Annotated in this window: 14 protein-coding genes; 7 read left to right on the forward strand and 7 right to left on the reverse strand. The window is 52.7% G+C overall.

From position 1 onward, the window contains the following. Positions 1-56: 56 nt before the first annotated feature. Positions 57-797 carry an acetoacetyl-CoA reductase gene (phbB, locus tag IP581_RS10445; protein WP_456077484.1) on the reverse strand — a complete coding sequence of 247 codons (741 nt, stop codon included), beginning with the start codon at positions 795-797 and terminating at the stop codon, positions 57-59. Positions 798-834: 37 nt separating this feature from the next. After that, entirely contained in the window at positions 835-2,022 is a 1,188-nt protein-coding gene (locus tag IP581_RS10450; protein WP_086869301.1) for an acetyl-CoA C-acetyltransferase, read from the reverse strand. 522 nt (positions 2,023-2,544) lie between these two features. On the opposite strand from IP581_RS10450, the gene IP581_RS10455 reads away from it, so the two are divergent. Further along, positions 2,545-2,985 carry a MaoC family dehydratase gene (locus tag IP581_RS10455; protein WP_193822486.1) on the forward strand — a complete coding sequence of 147 codons (441 nt, stop codon included), beginning with the start codon at positions 2,545-2,547 and terminating at the stop codon, positions 2,983-2,985. Further along, a complete protein-coding gene (gene fabV, locus IP581_RS10460; protein ID WP_193822487.1) occupies positions 2,985-4,178 on the forward strand; it encodes an enoyl-ACP reductase FabV in 1,194 nt (397 codons plus the stop codon). Before IP581_RS10455 ends, fabV begins: the two co-directional genes overlap by 1 nt. A gap of 82 nt (positions 4,179-4,260) precedes the next feature. On the opposite strand, the gene umuC is transcribed toward fabV, so the two are convergent. Continuing rightward, the gene (gene umuC / locus IP581_RS10465; protein ID WP_193822488.1) at positions 4,261-5,523 is read right to left on the reverse strand and encodes a translesion error-prone DNA polymerase V subunit UmuC; all 1,263 of its coding nucleotides are present in this window, start codon (positions 5,521-5,523) and stop codon (positions 4,261-4,263) included. Further along, positions 5,507-5,941 (reverse strand): translesion error-prone DNA polymerase V autoproteolytic subunit, encoded by a 435-nt coding sequence (umuD, locus tag IP581_RS10470; protein WP_086869293.1) that lies wholly within the window; start codon positions 5,939-5,941, stop codon positions 5,507-5,509. Before umuD ends, umuC begins: the two co-directional genes overlap by 17 nt. A gap of 367 nt (positions 5,942-6,308) precedes the next feature. Between umuD and IP581_RS10475 the strand changes: the two genes are divergently transcribed. Then, entirely contained in the window at positions 6,309-7,220 is a 912-nt protein-coding gene (locus IP581_RS10475; RefSeq protein WP_193822489.1) for a hypothetical protein, read from the forward strand. A gap of 100 nt (positions 7,221-7,320) precedes the next feature. Here IP581_RS10475 and IP581_RS10480 read toward each other — a convergent pair whose 3' ends face one another. The 3 genes from IP581_RS10480 to IP581_RS10490 form a co-directional block, all read right to left on the reverse strand. Further along, positions 7,321-7,686, reverse strand: a complete 366-nt coding sequence (locus tag IP581_RS10480) for a hypothetical protein (protein WP_193822490.1) — start codon at positions 7,684-7,686, stop codon at positions 7,321-7,323. Between the two features lie 324 nt (positions 7,687-8,010). Next, entirely contained in the window at positions 8,011-9,582 is a 1,572-nt protein-coding gene (locus tag IP581_RS10485; RefSeq protein WP_193822491.1) for a methyl-accepting chemotaxis protein, read from the reverse strand. A gap of 579 nt (positions 9,583-10,161) precedes the next feature. Continuing rightward, on the reverse strand, positions 10,162-10,950 hold the full coding sequence (locus tag IP581_RS10490; RefSeq protein WP_193822676.1) for a MipA/OmpV family protein: 789 nt from the start codon (positions 10,948-10,950) through the stop codon (positions 10,162-10,164). A gap of 124 nt (positions 10,951-11,074) precedes the next feature. On the opposite strand from IP581_RS10490, the gene IP581_RS10495 reads away from it, so the two are divergent. From IP581_RS10495 to IP581_RS10510, 4 genes are all read left to right on the forward strand, one after another. After that, positions 11,075-11,770, forward strand: a complete 696-nt coding sequence (locus tag IP581_RS10495; protein WP_086869283.1) for a response regulator — start codon at positions 11,075-11,077, stop codon at positions 11,768-11,770. After that, entirely contained in the window at positions 11,767-12,963 is a 1,197-nt protein-coding gene (locus IP581_RS10500; RefSeq protein ID WP_193822492.1) for a sensor histidine kinase, read from the forward strand. Before IP581_RS10495 ends, IP581_RS10500 begins: the two co-directional genes overlap by 4 nt. A 78-nt stretch (positions 12,964-13,041) precedes the next feature. Beyond that, complete coding sequence (locus tag IP581_RS10505) at positions 13,042-14,196, forward strand: efflux RND transporter periplasmic adaptor subunit (protein ID WP_193822493.1); 1,155 nt, start codon at positions 13,042-13,044, stop codon at positions 14,194-14,196. Beyond that, a complete protein-coding gene (locus tag IP581_RS10510; RefSeq protein WP_193822494.1) occupies positions 14,193-17,249 on the forward strand; it encodes an efflux RND transporter permease subunit in 3,057 nt (1,018 codons plus the stop codon). The genes IP581_RS10505 and IP581_RS10510 overlap by 4 nt, the downstream gene beginning before the upstream one ends. Positions 17,250-17,405 lie beyond the last annotated feature (156 nt).

Genomic DNA, 17,405 nt, shown 5'->3' on the forward strand with positions numbered 1-17,405 from the left:
GTTCCCAATGTCGCCTCACCAGACGATCGCTGGTGAGGCCCGTCAATGACATGTCCTTAATACATATGCTGGCCGCCGTTAATGGCGATATTGGAGCCGGTAATAAACCCGGCCTTATCACTGACCAGATACATAACCAGTTCGGCGATTTCATCCGCTTCGCCGAGACGACCCACCGGAATTTGTGCCACAATCGCCTCCAGCACATCGGTAGGGATGGCCTGCATCATTTCGGTGTTGATATAACCTGGGGAGATGGTATTAACGGTAATATTTTTACGTGCTACCTCCTGCGCCAGCGCTTTCGTAAAACCATGCACACCAGCTTTGGCGGCCGAATAATTCGCCTGACCAAACTGTCCTTTCTGACCATTGATCGACGACATATTAATGATGCGCCCGCGCTGGTTTGCCAGCATGTTATCCAGCACGGGTTTGGTCATGTTGAACATGCTGTTCAGGTTGACCTGAATAACCGCATCCCATTGTGATTTATCCATTTTTTTGAAGGTCGCATCGCGGGTAATACCCGCGTTGTTCACCAGAATATCAATGTGTCCATACTGTTTAAGCAGCGTGCCGACCGCGTCCTGGCACTGCGCATAATCGCTGACGTCGCAACGAATAGCATCGGCTTTGGTAAACCCTGCTGCTCGCTGGACTTCGACCCACGCTTTCAGTCGTTCCTCATCCGTATCAATCGCGATAACCTGGTAATGCTCCAGCAGAAAGCGAAGGCTGATTTTTCCACCGATACCGCGGATCCCACCCGTTACAAGCGCAACTTTACCCATCATTATTTCCTCACGTTAAATAACATTCTGAATCGCGGCGTTATTCCATTTCGACGGTGACGGCGATACCCATACCACCGCCAATACACAGCGTCGCCAGACCTTTTTTGCTTTTTCTGCGCTGCATTTCATGGAGCAAAGAGACGAAAATTCGCGTGCCGGATGCACCGATAGGGTGACCGAGCGCAATCGCACCACCATTGACATTCACTTTCGAGAGATCCCAGCCCATTTCCCGGTTGACGGCGATGGCCTGAGCGGCGAAGGCTTCATTGGCTTCGATAAGATCCAGGTCATCAACCTGCCAGTTCGACCTAGACAACGCATGGCGAGACGCCGTGATGGGGCCGGTTCCCATTATTTCTGGCAACACGCCTGACGTACCAAACGCCACGATTCTGGCCAGTGGTGCGATCCCCAGCTCGCGCGCTTTTTTTGCCGTTGCCAGGATAACCATTGCCGCACCATCGTTAACGCCAGAGGCATTACCGGCGGTGACTGTGCCGTCAGTTTTAAACGCAGGCCGGAGTTTGGCTAAGCCTTCACGCGATGTTTGCGGACGGGGGAATTCATCGGTATCAAACAGGACGGGCTCTTTACGAGGCCGGGTGATGTCAACCGGAACAATTTCGCTGGCAAAATGATGCGTCTCCAGCGCGATCGCCGCTTTGTGTTGTGACGCAAGGGCGAAAGCATCCTGTTCTTCACGAGTGATCGCATATTTTTCGGCCACATTCTCGGCGGTGATCCCCATGTGGTAATCATGGAAGGCATCCCAGAGGCCATCCTTCACCATGCTGTCCTGCATTGGCCAGTTACCCATTTTCATGCCGCTGCGTGAATGGGGTAAAACATGTGGCGACTGGCTCATACTTTCTTGCCCTCCGGCAATAATTAATTCGGCATCACCACATTTCAGCGCCTGCCATGCCAGTTGCAGCGCTTTTAACCCCGAACCACATACTTTATTAATTGTCAGCGCCGGAACATCGGTAGGAATACCCCCCTGAATTAACGTCTGGCGCGCCGGGTTTTGCCCGCTTCCTGCGGTAAGGACCTGGCCGATAATAACTTCATCGATCTCTTTTACTGCAATCCCCGTTTTTTCCAGAAGTGCTTTAATCACCGTCGCGCCTAATTGCGGTGCGCTGATTTCAGCCAGCGATCCATTCAGTACGCCGATGGCAGTTCTTGCACAATCAAGAACGACAATATCCGTGTCCTTCATTTGTATTACCTTTTTATTTAAACGATTCAACTATTAATGCGCTGAGGCTTTTACGTTGTATTGATATGCGTCAATGCTTAAAAGGTGTTAATTTTAATGTGGTAGTTATAACGGTTCTTATTTTTCTGTATTTGACCTTAATCCTTTTTGGTTGTGATTTTGTTTTTATTTGTTATTACTGTTTAATATATGATCTGTTTCTTAATCATTAATAAGATGTATATGCAGATCTTTCTTATCGATGCTGGTTTTATCTGGCTGATAATGATGGTTTTTCCAGGCGATACAGCGTTGGCGCTGGACGTCAGGCTTGATGCCTGGGCCAGGCGCAAGAGGTAATTTAAGGAATAACTCAGCAACGTGATACACCTGAAAAAGAAAAATAACGCCACTCTCTTTTTTATGAGGATTCACCAGGTCTTGACGGGATTGGATGAAGCAGGCATATATTTACACTATTAGTTGTTTCTCTAAATATTTCCGTTAACTCCTCCACAATATATCAGAAAGGATGTGTGCTTTATGGTTAATACAATCCACAATTTGCATGTTGGTCAGTGTGCAGAGTTTAAAAAAACATTGACGGATAATGATGTCGTAGAGTTTGCATTGGCCTCTGGCGACACCAATCCTGTTCATCTGGATGAGAGTGCCGGGCGGGAAAGTATATTTGGACAACGCGTGGTGCATGGTATTTTGGTGAGTGGGCTAATATCAGCGGTAATTGCTAATAAATTACCAGGTAATGGCTCTATTTATCTTGGACAAGATCTCAAGTTTATTAAGCCAACATTTATTGGCGATACGATTACAGCGACGGCGGAAGTTATCGCGATTAATTGCGAAAAAAACCGGGTACGACTCAAAACCACATGCACCAATCAGCATGGCGATCAGGTTATTGTCGGTGAAGCCGTCGTTTTACCCCCACGAGAAAAAGCGCTGGTGGAGGAGGTGAACTGATGGAGCTCATTATTCAAGGTAATGTCGCTAAAAACTGCCACCCGGAAGGTTTACGCCAGGGCATTGATAAACAAATAAAATATGTTGAATCACATGGGGAAATTTATGGTCCGCGAAAGGTGCTGGTGATTGGTGCCTCGTCCGGATATGGGCTGGCCTCACGCATCGCGGTGGCCTTTGGTGGCGGTGCCGATACGATTGGCGTTTCCTTTGAAAAAAGCCCGGGCGCAAAAGGTATCGGTAGCGCCGGATGGTATAACAATATTTTTTTTCGTCGTCGGGCGCATGAGAAAGGGCTTATCGCGAAAAATTTTATCGCAGATGCTTTTTCCGATACGACCCGCAACGACGTGATTGAGTACATCAAGCAGGAGTTTGGCGGCAGCATCGACCTGCTTGTCTATTCGGTTGCCTCTGGCGTGCGTGTTTGCCCGGATGGTACGCGCTACACCTCGACGCTTGGCGTGCGCGGGCAAGCCTTTTCCGGCCCAGGGTTTGACCTGGAAACCCGCCAGATGGTGAACCAGACGCTGGAACCGGTGACCGAACAACAACTTGCCGATATGGTAAAAGTGATGGGCGGGGAAGACTGGCAACGCTGGGTTGATATGTTATCGGCGGCCGGTGTGCTGGCTGAAGGGTTCAAAACGGTGGCGTACTCTTATACCGGCCCGAAATCAACGTGGCCGCTCTATAAAGAGGGCGCATTAGGCGCTGCAAAAGCCCATTTGCACGCCACCGCCGATGATCTTGACGCGCAGCTACAGCGCATTAATGGCCATGCCTACGCGGTGATCTGCAAAGCGCTGGTGACTAAAGCCAGCGCGTTTATCCCCATGTTTCCGCTATATATTACGTTGCTGTACAAGGTAATGAAGCAGAAGCGGTTGCATGAAACCTGTATTGAGCAGATGCACAGGCTGATGCTGAACCACCTTTACCCGCCAATGGGCAACGTCGTAACGGATGACGAGCGGCGGATCCGCCTTGATGATTTCGAGCTGCGCCCGGATGTCCAGCAAGCCGTGGAGCGGCTAAGAAAACGGGTCACCACCGAGAACTTTAAAACCGTTGGCGACTTCGCCGGGTATCTCGCCGAGTTTTACGCGCTGAATGGTTTTTCAATGCCGGATGTGGATTACTCCTCTGAACTGGATCTGCGCCAACTGGTAAAAGAGTACAGCCACGCATAAGCACGCCTGATATGACAAATGCGCCAGTCTGTCGGCGCATTTGTTAATGAAAACCGCTGTCGGTTATGCTTCTGTTCAGTCTTTATTTCACGACAGGCAGGTCGGAATAGCGGGTTGTATAGGCGGGGGAAAGCATTTCGCGTTTCATCGCCCAGCTTTTTTCTGTTCCTTGCCCTGCAAACCAGACGCTTCCTTTCCCCGACGTATTTAAACGATCAATGGTTTCCATCAGCACCGCGCTGTTCGCGTGCGGGCGGTTTTCATCAAATAAATTGAGTTGGGCCACGCCGCTGCTGAAAAAATCAGAAAGCATTACGCCAGCCTTCATATAGCGATGCCCCTCCCGCCATATCTGATCCAGCGAGCCTGTCGCGGCACGGATAATGTCACGCGTATCATTGGTCGGCGTCATCAACGTCACGGATGCCTGGTTTCCGTAGTAAATATGATTATCCGCATGTGGGCTGGTACGAATAAAAACGCTGATGAAGCGGCAGAATTGATGTTCAGCGCGTAACTTCTCTGCCGCGCGCTCAGCATAGGCGCATATGGCCTGATGCATATCGGCATACTGCGTGATTCGCTTGCCAAAAGAGCGGCTACAAATAATCTGCTGCTTAGTTGGGGGAAACTCATCAAATGCCAGGCATGATTCGCCGCGCAGTTCCCGCACGGTACGTTCCAGCACAACATTAAAGTGTTTACGGATAACCCAGGTTGAACTGTCGGCAAGTTGCAGCGCATTTTCAATGCCCATTAACGCCAGCTTTTTACTGATGCGACGTCCCACGCCCCAGACCTCCTGTATCGGCACGTGAAACAGTAACTTACGTTGCCGCTCCCGGGAGGAAATATCCACAACGCCACCAGCGCTGGCCCATCTTTTGGCGGCGTAGTTGGCCACCTTGGCGAGGGTTTTCGTGGGAGCAATGCCAACGCCCGTTGTCAGCCCAGTATTTTTCAGGATCTCATTACGGATCTGATGGCCGAATGCCTCAAGTGAAATACAGTTTGATACGCCAGACAGATCGATAAAAGCTTCATCAATCGAATAAAGCTCAACGGCGGGGGTGATTTCAGACAGCGTCGACATAACCCGATTGCTGAGGTCGGCATACAGCGCATAATTTGAGCTAAATACAGTAACGTTCTGACGATGAAGTTCATCTTTAATTTTGAAATAAGGCGCCGCCATGTCGATGCCCAGCGTCTTTGCTTCACGCGATCGCGAAATAATGCACCCATCGTTGTTGGACACGACAACCACGGGTTTCCCCTGAAGATCCGGGCGAAACAGCGTCTCACAGGAGGCGTAGAAGTTATTCACATCAACAAGCGCGAACATGTCTGTTTGACTTCAAGGTAAATGTTACGACGCCGAAGATCTGCAACTCTTCCTCAGCCTGGAAAACAATCGGCGCATAATGAACATTATGCGGGATGAGCTGGAGAACAGGGCGGGTCCGCAACTCCTTCACCGTGAACTCACCCGCAACCGCCGCAACAACAATGTCACCGTGCCCGGCGGTCAATGAGCGATCAACCACCAGCAAATCACCATCGCCAATCCCTGCACCGATCATCGAATCCCCGCTGACCCTGACAAAGTAAGTCGCGCTGGGGTGTTTAACGACCAGTTTGTTTAAATCAAGCCGCTCTTCGACATAATCCTGCGCCGGACTTGGGAACCCACAGGGAACGCGCTCAGTAAAGAGCGGAAGGGGAACGATGTAATCACTCTCGGTCGATGGGATGAACTGCATGATGATGAATCCGGTTAACTGTATTTATATACAGTATTGCTAAATTCAGTCACTGATCAAGAGGCGCAGCGCGCCATATTCAGGAAACGTTTGAAGTAGCAAAGAATTTAGCGAAAAAGTATCACTAAAAACTGGTGCCTGAATGCGGGTAAAAATAGACTGTTCCCCTTAGGGAAAATCTCATTGCTGCCTGATGCAAACGCATTGAAGCGCTCTCTTGCCGCGAGCCAGGGCGTGTTGGTTTGCGAGCGGGGCCGAAGGAATCGGATCTTGCGCGTAATGAACGCCTCAAACATTCATATGTGGATGTTTGAGGCGAGATACAGGCGCAACGCAAACAGATAATAAATACATACAGGAATGAATCATGATCAAAAAAATAACCTACGCATCAGCCATGCTGCTTGCGGCCAGCGCCAGCTTTAGCGCAAGTGCAGCACCTAAAACCACTGCAAGTAAATGCCCTGCAACCATGGATGTGGATAGTGTTGAAATTCGCGATGGTCAGCAGCTTATGATCCTGACGAAGGCTGCATTAGAAAACTATGAAATGGCGGTAGCCAAAGACGCTAAGTGCGTATCAATGTATCGTGAAACATATCGGGCGAAATATCTCCCTGAACTTAAGAAACTGGATACCGGCACCTCGGAGCCTCTCGTCAAATTAAAAACCGCGCCATTGTTGGCTGCTTTTGAAAATGCTATGCAACCTGACGTGGAAATAAAAGAAACGAATAGCAGAGTGGATGCCTATTATGCTGTCGCAAATGCCTACCTTGAGACAGCGATGCCTGGTAAATGGAAAGTAGCAGAAGATAACGACGAAATGCGAGGTGAAAAAACGTATCTGTATACGCTGGAGTCTGAGGATGTCGCAAAACTTTCGCCTCCCTATAAAGAAGCAAAGGCGACGATTCTGGTTATGCAGAAGGAAAAAGAAGGCGTGATTAGCGACCCGAAAATTATGTATTACGTTTCAGACGGTCAATTAACACTCCCTGTAGAAGGCGGTGAAATCGCGGCGAAATATGACGACGACGGAATCAGTCGCTATAACGGAAAGATATGCAGTGATGACAATCGTTCTTTCTGCCCTGATCTGGCCATTTACCAGCTGTTTGCTTATCTGGATGTACGCAGTAGCCACAAGGCTATTATTGAGTTGCCGTTCTATATTGATGGCCGCTATCAATATCATTTTAAAACCACTGGCTTAATAACCAGGCGCACAACACCGGATTACTTGCTGCAAAAAAGCAGGAAAATAGAAAATTTATAAATGAGTAAAGTGGACGTTATTATTTTTCGCGCATTGAGGAGATGCTTATATGTTAAATATTGCAAGAAGCACCGGTAACACGACGACCGGCGTGCATATGCTACAGCGTTATAAAAATGGCTATCGCATTCGTTGCAACCGCGAGACGTTGATGCGGTTCACTTCCGTGGATGTTAAGCCGGAATATCGGCATCTGTTCGGCGCTGATGGACAAGGTATCTACCATTCGACTGGCTTTCCAACCATTGCCGAAGGCGCGCAAGCCCTGTGCGACTTTATCCGGACGGTTTGTGGCCTGGAGTGTCACTGGAAGCCGTAGCGGTTTCAGGGGTTCGCGCGTTGAACCTGTAAAAAGAAGGGCGTCTACGAACATTTTATTGCCTGTTTTTACAGTATATTCTCCGTTCTTTTGATCGAACTGCCCGGTAGCAAGATGGCACAAACCTTTGCCGTACACGCTGGCCATGAGTTTCAACCTGTATTAAATGTCGCGGTGCGCGTTAGCCATTACCGTAAACATTCGACGTAAAAAGCACGTGGAGAGGATTTATCGGCGAGTAAAAAAAGAGGGATAAAAGAGAGCCTTTCCGGAAACCTTTGACATTATCCTCTGGCGCGCAGATGGAAAGTACGGCGACGTCTCATCCGCGGTGGGAATGATTGGCGACAGCGTTGCTGACGTTTACGTCGGCTGGCAAGAACCCAGCCGACGATATTGTTGCGTATGTCGCCGCTTTACGGCGACGTATTTATCACGACAGTGTTCCCTGCGAATCGCATTCGCGCAGGATCAGACACTCGCCGGGACCCTGAACACACTCACCAAATCTTTCATCACTCTGGCTTGCTCGTTGAGCATTTCAGACGCGGCAACCGACTCTTCGACCAGCGCCGCATTTTGCTGGGTCGTGGTATCAATCTGACCAATCGCAATATTGATTTGCTGTACACCATCACTCTGTTCGAGGCTCGCTTGTTCGATCTCTTTCAGAATGCTGGAGACGTTATCCACGTTCTCGACCATTTCGTCCATTTTACCGTTCACCTGGCGCACCATTTCCAGGCCGCGCACGCTCTGCTGCGTCGAGTTTTCAATCAGCGCACGAATATCTTTCGACGAGTTCGCCGTTTTCTGCGCCAGATTGCGAACTTCCTGCGCCACCACGGCAAACCCTTTGCCGTGTTCACCTGCGCGTGCCGCTTCAACCGCGGCGTTAAGCGCGAGGATATTGGTCTGGAACGCAATAGAATCAATCAGGTTAATGATGTCAGACATTTTGTCCGCCGAGCTGCTGATGTTGTGAATTTCCTGAGTCAGCGAGCTCATCAATTTACCGTTATCTTTCGCCGCATCACTTGCTCTGGCAGAAAGCTGCGACGCATTTGCCGTGTTATCGCCCGTATTCTTAACCGTTGAGGAGATTTGCTCCATGGAAGCGGCAGTTTGCTCAATGGAACTCGCTTGTTCTTCCGTTCGGGCAGATAAATCGCGCGTGCCGGCCATGATCTGTGATGCGCCAGTGGCGATATTTTCCGCGCCGCTGCGGATCTCCAGAACAATTTTTTTCAGCTCCTCCTGCATGTGGCCGATTGCGCCTGTCAGCAGCCCCGTTTCGTCTTTAGAAGTGACTTTTATCTCAGTGCCCAGATCGCCTTTCGCGATCCTGATCGCCGCATCAACGGCATGCTTGATAGGACCAACAATGGCACGTGAAATAATGATTGCCATGATAATGCCGAATATAAAACAGATGAGGGTAATGAAGATCAACACCATGCGGCTCACGTTGTAATCATGCAAAAAATCAGTATATGACGTTTGCATTTCATCCCGTTGCAGGCTGATAAAGCTATTGATCTTCTCTACATACTGGCTTTCGTAATTACGCGTATGGGTTGAATATTCGGTGATGGCGGCATCAGGGTCGGTTTGTATATTACCCATCACTTTGCTACGCGACTGAATATAGAGGCTGCGCGCGGCGGTGATTTTCTCTAACAGCGCCTGAGAAGCCGCATCATCGGCTTGTTGATTCAGTTGCTTATAAAGTTCGCTTATTTTTTCAGACCTGGCGGCAAGGTCTGTAATCAACTGCGCTTTTTTGGTGGCATCTTTTTCAATGATCGCATTAAGAAATAATGTTGTTGAACCATTAACATCACGAATTAAATTATTACCCAATGCGGTGGTAGGATAATCTTCGGTGACAATCATGGATATTTTATTCTTCGCCTCATCAAGCCGGTAAATCGCATTCCCGGCAATAAAAAGTAATAACAATAATAAGACGCCGAAGGAGAGCATTATCTTATTTCGGATACTGATACCCGTTGGTTTACTGATCGTTGTTGTATTTTCCATGGTCTTTCCTTAGTGAATTTTATCTGCATGCCTGGCCGCTATAGCGGTCGGCATCTACGTTTTATCGGCCATGAAAAAGTATTGATTAGGGATTGATCGTTAAAATCTTATTAAAAATGAAAAGCAATAGTTTGTATCTATCAATTATGATGTGATCGATCGTTGATATATTGTATAATTTTGACGCAGCAATTTTTTTGAATGAAATTGATATAGTTAACGTAAATTAAAGAAATATCACAGAAGGCAGGAACAGCGTAAATAAGATGTATGGCGGTAATAAAACGTAACACACCGATTTACAGGGCAATGTTTATTGCCAGCAAACAAATAATCACCTGAGTAAGTACTTCAGAATTATTGCATAAGAAATACATCAAACCCGAAAGATAGCGCCGCTTTTTGTATGCCGCACGGCGTTCTGTGTCCAGCGCGGCATTCACCAGGGCTACTGCAACCGCATTTTAACGGTTAGCTGCTGATATAGGTCAGATAAGCCGCCAGGTAAACGACACCGCAGGCAAACCATATTTTTGCCAGAAACTGATAATCGTTTTTGTCCATCTTTTCCCGCACCTTTTAAAAAGTATACGTAATGGCAATCACCGCTGAGCCTTCATTACGGCGCAGAACAATAGGGCTGCCTGCCGCGTGATCGTTCAGCCAGGTGTAATTGGCGCTCAGCAATGTTCCCCAGTGGGCATCAAATTGATGGCTCCACGTCAGGCTATTATCGATCCCGTAAAATCCCTGTTCTGCGCGGTAGCGCGCATAGCCGGAACGCAAACTCTGCTTGTGGCTGACACCGTAAAACGTATTCATATATCGGCTATCACCAAACAGCGCGGCAGACTGGAAAGCCAGCGTATCGCGGGTGGTCTGCACCGGCAGCAAGGTGAGGGACGCCTGATACTGCACGCCCTGGCTATCGGTAAGTGGCAGGGTGGCTTTGCTTTCCAGCACCAGCCAGTCCGTGGCTTGCCAGCCAACCGCCAGCGCGGTATTTATCGTGGCATCAATCTTGCCCATGCCTTTTAAGTTTTCTGCACCATCCCGCCAGCCAGAATCACGATCGGCGCGGCCTGACGCATAACCCAGCGTATGTTCCAGATAAAAACCATTGTCGGTTTGCAGGTCATAACCAAGCCCTTTTTGCGAATCAAAAAAGAGCGCGTTATCGCGAGCCTGAATCAGCGGAACCACCTGCACACGTTGCTTGTCTGAACCGCTGTAGCGCGGCGCATACTCCCCGCCAATGCCCACCGTCACTCCGTTTTGCACGGCAGAAGTATCGTCGGCCCTGGCCGTGGCGGCAAACAGGGCCAGCAGTGGACCGGCGCTATACAACACGGTTTTTCTCATTATCATCATCACGTCTCGCTGGGTGGGATAGTATGCTGCGGCGAAGGTTCGCCATGTCCTGACGGGGAATATAGACAGGTCATATCAATAAACGGTCAGGGAATTATTAAGAAATGGTCAAGGTAAGCAAATGATATCCCGTAGAGTGCTTGTGATTGAAGATGATGCGGACGCGGCCGGCGTACTGGAAGCCTATCTGCGACGTGAAAACTATGAGGTTTCGCTGGCCGGCGATGGGCTGACAGGGCTGGAAATGGCGCAGCGCTGGAAGCCCGATCTGATCTTACTGGATATCATGTTGCCGGGCATGAATGGCACCGAGGTGCTGGCGGCGCTGCGACGCATTAGCGATGTCCCGGTGATCATGGTCACTGCTATGGGCGATACCTCTGAGCGCATAGGGGCATTGCGATACGGGGCCGATGATTATGTGGTGAAACCGTATCACCCAGGCGAAGTGGTGGCGCGCGTGCAGGCGGTGCTGCGGCGCAGTAAACGCACGGCCGTGCAAGACGAGGTGTTTCGCTGGCAAACGCTGGAGGTGGATGCCGTCGCCATCACCGCAACGGTAACGCAGGCTGAGAACAGTGTGCGCAGCCTGGAACTGACGCCAACGGAGTTTTCGATTCTGATAACGCTGATGCGCCACCCGACATTGCCTTTTTCCCGCCAGCACTTGCTGGAACACTGTTTGCCGGAGAGCGAAGCGCTGGAGCGCGTGGTCGATACGCATGTCTACAACTTGCGCAAAAAGCTGGAAAACGCGGGCGTTACCGGCGTTTTAGCGAATGTGCGCGGTATTGGATACAGGTTCCGCCAGCCATGAAAAATCCGGCTCATCAATCGCTGTGGCGCTGGATTTGCGCCCGCATCATCGCGCTGGCTGTCGGTACGGTTATCGTCATTGCCCTGTGTATGTGGCTGCGTTATGCCGTGCAAAACTACTGGGTTTTGCATGATATGCCGTCTGCGGTGAAGGCTGAGTTCCTCGCCCTGCTGGAGAACCCGCAGGCGAACCCGGTGCGTTTCCATGAGATTGTCGATACATGGTGGGGGATAAGCTATTCGAAGCCGTCCATTGCCTCGGCCGACTGGATCATGGTTGGCGTACTGGTGCTGGTGATGATCCCCTTTATTGTGATTATGGGACTACGTTACGCCCGGCCACTCTCTTTACAGTTCAGCCACCTGCGTGAAGCGGCCGATGAAGTCACCCAGGGCGAATTTGGTCGCCAGGCGGATCTGGTAAAGGATGCGCCCGCCGAAGTGGTGCGTTTTGTCAGCGATTTTAACGACATGACCCGCCAGCTGGCGCGCTACGACCGGGAGTTGCGCGCGTCGCACGTTGCGATGGCCCACGAACTGCGCTCACCGCTAACGGCCGCCATTGGTCGCCTGCAAGGGATGCTTGATGGCGTCTTCGAGCCCAGCCAGCAACAACTGGGTATGGTGATGAAACAACTGCAGCACCTGAGCCGCCTCACGGATGAGCTGCATCTGCTCTCGCTGGCCGATGCCGGTCAACTGACGCTTCATCTTCAGCCGCTGTCGCTTGAAGATCTGTTAGCTGAGCAGCTCGCCTGGCTGAAACCACAGGCTGATGCCGCAGGCATTGCTATGTCGCTGACCTCCCGTTCCTCTTCGCTGTTTACCGGCGATGCGTTCCGGCTGGGGCAGGTCTTTATCGTGCTGATGGAAAATGCGCTGCGCTATGGTCGCCGGGGCGGCCAGCTTGCGATCCAACTCAGTAAACAGGGTAACGCGTGGCGGATCGATTTTGAGGATGACGGGCCGGGGGTGGAGAGTGATTTTCTGCCGATCATGTTTGATCGCTTTACCCGCGCGGAAACCTCCCGCGCCAGGCACTCCGGCGGCAGCGGGCTGGGGCTTTCTATCGCGCGGGCGATATGTGTGGCCCACGGCGGCAGTATCAGCGCGGCGCTTCCCGAAAAAGGCGGGTTGCGGATCAGCATCACGCTCCCTGTGAACGGTCACGGCGAAAAAAAAGTGCACTCTTGATGAATTCTTGACGAAACGTGGAGTGATTCTCGACGCACGCCACGTTAAATGACGCCATTACCGATCCGGAGTGGCGTTATGTCAGAACAATTCACCGATTATTTTCGTCCGGGCCTGCACCATCTTTTAAATGCGGCGCGCTCATTATCATTACTTTCTCTGCTCCCGTTCCTGGTGCTGACGGCGCTCATTGCGCTGTTGACGGGGTGCGGAGAGAAAAAAACAGACCACGCCGCGCCGCCAAGGCCTGTGCGTTATCTGGTTGTCGCGGCGGCTGCCGCGCATCCCGGGACGGTACGAACCGGCGAGATCCGCGCCCATGATGAGACGGTGCTGGCTTTTCGGCTGGATGGCCGCATGGTCAGCCGGCTGGTGGATATCGGCGCGCGCGTACATGCCGGGCAGGTGCTCGCCACGCTGGAGAGTGAGACCGGCAAGAACCAACTGGCCAGCGCCACTGCTGATATGGAAAGCGCCCGCGCCGCCGAACAACTGGCCGTGCTGAACCTGAACCGGATGCAGAAACTGATGCCCTCCGGCGCGATTGCCCGCACGCAGCTCGATAGCGCCCGCGCCGACTGGCTGTCTGCCGCATCCCGCCTTAAAAGCAGTGCTGCCGCGCTGCGCAATGCCCGGGATAACCTGGCCTGGACACAACTGACCGCGCCTGCCGATGGCGTTATCACCCGCGTTAGCGCCTCGGTGGGACAAGTGGTCAGCGCCGGGGAAAGTATCTTCACACTGGCGACCAGCGACGCGCGCGATGTGGTTTTTGCTCTCGCCGATCCGCAATTACTGCCCGCACAGGCAGCAAAAACGCCCCTGTTTCCGGTCGCGCTGCTGGCCGATCCCACGCAGAAAACCACCGGCATACTGCGTGATATCAGCCCACAGGCCGATCCGCAAACGCGCACATGGCAGGTCAGGCTAACGCTTCAGTCCCCACCTGCGGCGATGGCGCTGGGCGCCAGCGCCACTATCTATATTCCGGTGTCAACATCGCCTGGTTTTGTGGTGCCCGCCTCGGCGTTGAGCCGCGTCGGCGACCAGCCGGCGGTCTTTGTTATCGACAAACAGTCGCAGGCGCAGCTTCGTACGGTCACGCTTGTGGGCTACACCGCCTCGTCTGCGGTGATTGCAAGTGGCATCAGTGCGGGGGATCGGGTTATCACCGCAGGCGTAAGCAAACTGCGCGCCGGTGAAAAAGTGATCCCAGGAGAGCAGCAGCCATGAGTCCCGTTAAAACCAAACCACGCTTTAATCTTTCCGCCTGGGCGCTTGAACACCAGCAACTGGTGAGCTTTTTTATGCTGCTGGTGATCGCCACCGGCATCTTCTGTTATGAAAAACTGCCGCGCAATGAAGATCCGGCGTTTACCATCAAAACAGCGGTGGTCTCCGCACAGTGGCCTGGTGCGACGGTTGCCGACACCACGCGGCTGGTCACCGATGTACTGGAAAAAAAATTACAGGAGATCCCCTGGCTGGATTACATCGAAAGTGAAAGCCGGGCAGGCCGCGCCGTTATCTATGTCAATCTGCGCGATGACACTCCGCCACAGCGAGTGCCGGACATCTGGTATCAGGTGCGTAAAAAGATGCAGGACATTGCGCCTTCGCTGCCGCAGGGCGTGCAGGAACCGGCGGTGAATGATGAATTTGATGATACATTCGGCACGATTTATGGCTTCACGGCGGATGGCTATACGGCGCGTGAACTGCGCGATCGGGTGGAAGATATTCGCCGCAACCTGATGTCAGTGCAGGATATCGGCAGAATCACCCTGCTTGGTGAACAGCAGGAGCAGATAGTCATTGCGCTTTCTCCCCGGCAACTGGCCGGAATGGGGCTGGATATCCAGCAGGTGAGCGATGCGCTCAACGCACAAAATGCCGTCGAGCCCGCCGGTATTATTCGTACCGGGCAGGATAATGTTGCGCTGCGGGTTAGCGGCGCGCTGACCACCGAAGAGAGCCTGCGGGCGGTTACCCTGCATATTAACGATCGCTATATTCCCCTGACCGATATCGCCACCGTGAGCCGCCAGCTTGCCGAACCGCCAGCGCCGGTGTTTCGTGTCAACGGTCAGCCCGCGATAGGGCTGGCCATTTCAATGGCCTCCACTGGCAATATGCTGCGTTTCGGTCAGGCGCTCAACGCCAGGATGGCGGAGATAAAAAGTCAGTTGCCCCATGGCATTGAGATGACAAAAGTCGCCGATCAGTCGGCGGTGGTGAGCGATGCGGTTAGCGGCTTTGTGCGGGTGCTTGTCGAAGCGGTGCTGATTGTGCTGGCGGTTTCCTTTGTCTCGCTGGGGATGCGGGCAGGGCTGGTGGTTGCCGCCGCCATACCGCTGGTGCTGGCGATGACCTTCGCTGGAATGATGCTGGCCGGAATTGGTTTGCAACGGATTTCACTGGGTGCGCTGATCATTGCACTTGGTCTGCTGGTGGATGACGCCATGATCACTGTCGAAACCATGGTAGCCAGGCTGGAAGCCGGTGAATCGCGCAAAAGCGCCGCCACTTACGCCTTTAAAACTACCGCGTTTCCTATGCTTACCGGGACGCTGGTGATGATCGCCGGTTTTATTCCCGTCGGGTTTGCCGCGTCCAGCGCCGGGGAGTACTGCTTTTCGTTATTTGCCGTGGTGCTGATAGCGCTGCTCTGCTCGTGGGTCGTGGCGATCCTCTTCTCGCCGTTGACCGGTGCCTGGTTGCTTCCTGCCAGGATAAAAGGCCACAGCAAAGGCAGCGGACGGCTGGCGCGTGCCTACCAGACACTACTGGCACGCGCGCTGCGCCACCGTTTATTGACCATTGGCATCGCGGTGGCGGCGCTGGCGCTGGCATGCGTGGGCGCCACCAGAATGAACGGGGAGTTTTTCCCGGCCTCGGATCGCCCCGAATTGCTGGTCAGCCTGTCGCTGCCCGCCAGTGCCGCGCAGCGGGAAACGGAAAGGCAAGCCGGGCGGCTGGAAAACGTGCTCAACGGTAACAAGAATGTGGATCACTACACGACCTATGTCGGCTCCGGCGCGATCCGTTTTTATCTGCCGATGGATGTCCTGCGGGATAACGAAAACACGGCGCAACTGGTGGTGGTGGCAAAAGATCTGGCGGCGCGCGATCGCCTGCGCCAGCAACTGGACAGCGTGCTGGAAAGCCAGTTCTCCAGCTTTACCACGCGCGTTTCGCCGCTGGAGTTAGGGCCTCCGGTGGGGTGGCCGGTGAAATACCGGGTGAGCGGGCCGGATTATGCGCAGGTGCAACAGATCGCGCGCCGGCTGGCGACAGAAATTGGCACTTCATCGCTTACCCGCGAAGTGAATTTGACCGCCGGTGAACCGGAAAGAACCATCACGTTGCAGGTGAACCAGACGGCGGCACGGGCGGCCGGCGTTTCGTCGCAAAGCATTGCGCAAATGCTGAATACGGTCTGGTCCGGGCGTACGGTGACCACGGTGCGCGATAACGATCGGCTGGTGGATGTGGTACTTCGCGGCAACGATCGTGAACGGCTGGATCCCGGCACGTTATCGACACTGATGTTGCCTGGCGCTAACGGCACGAAAATTCCGCTGAACGAAGTGGCAACCGTCGGCTGGGGTGTGGGCGATCCGGTTATCTGGCGTCGCCAGCGGCTGCCGTTTATTACGGTTCAAACCGATCTGGCGCCTGGCGTGAGTGCCGAAAACCTGTCGGCTGGTCTGCGCCCGGCGGTGGACAAACTGCGTGCGCAACTGCCTGCTGGATATCAGATCGAAGAAGGCGGCACGGTCGCGGAATCGGCAAAAGGGAACGGCTCGGTTTACGCGGTGCTGCCGGTGACGCTTATCGTGATGCTGGTGTTGTTAATGCTCCAGTTGCAGCGTTTTTCGCGCATGTTGCTGGCGCTGTTGATGGCACCTTTCGGTTTGCCGGGCATTGTACTGGCGATGCTACCGACCGGCACACCGATGGGGTTTGTCGCCTTGCTTGGCGTGATTGCGCTGGCGGGAATGATTATTCGCAACGCCGTCATTTTGATAAGCGAAGTGGACAGTAATCTGGCGCAGGGGATGGCCGCGAACGCGGCGATTGTGGCTGCCGCCGAACACCGCGCCCGACCGATTATGCTAACGGCATGTGCCGCTATTCTGGGTATGATCCCGATTTCACATCAGGTGTTCTGGGGGCCGATGGCGTATGCGATTATCGGCGGGCTGGTTGTCGCCACGCTGGTGACGCTTACCGTGCTACCGGCGGCGTTCAGCCTGCTGCTCGATAAAGAAAAAGGTCATTAGTTGGGGAGTCGGGAGGGGGCATGACACGCCTGGCCGAGATGTCTTTAAAGTAAATGTCAAAAGCGCCGATAAGGAGAGTGGGGCGCATGCAGGATTTTTCCGCGCCGGAAGCGATAAAGTAACCAGGATGTTGCCAATAATTTTCTGCAAAAGGGA

This window comes from Kosakonia pseudosacchari, assembly GCF_015167415.1.
GTDB lineage: Bacteria > Pseudomonadota > Gammaproteobacteria > Enterobacterales > Enterobacteriaceae > Kosakonia > Kosakonia pseudosacchari.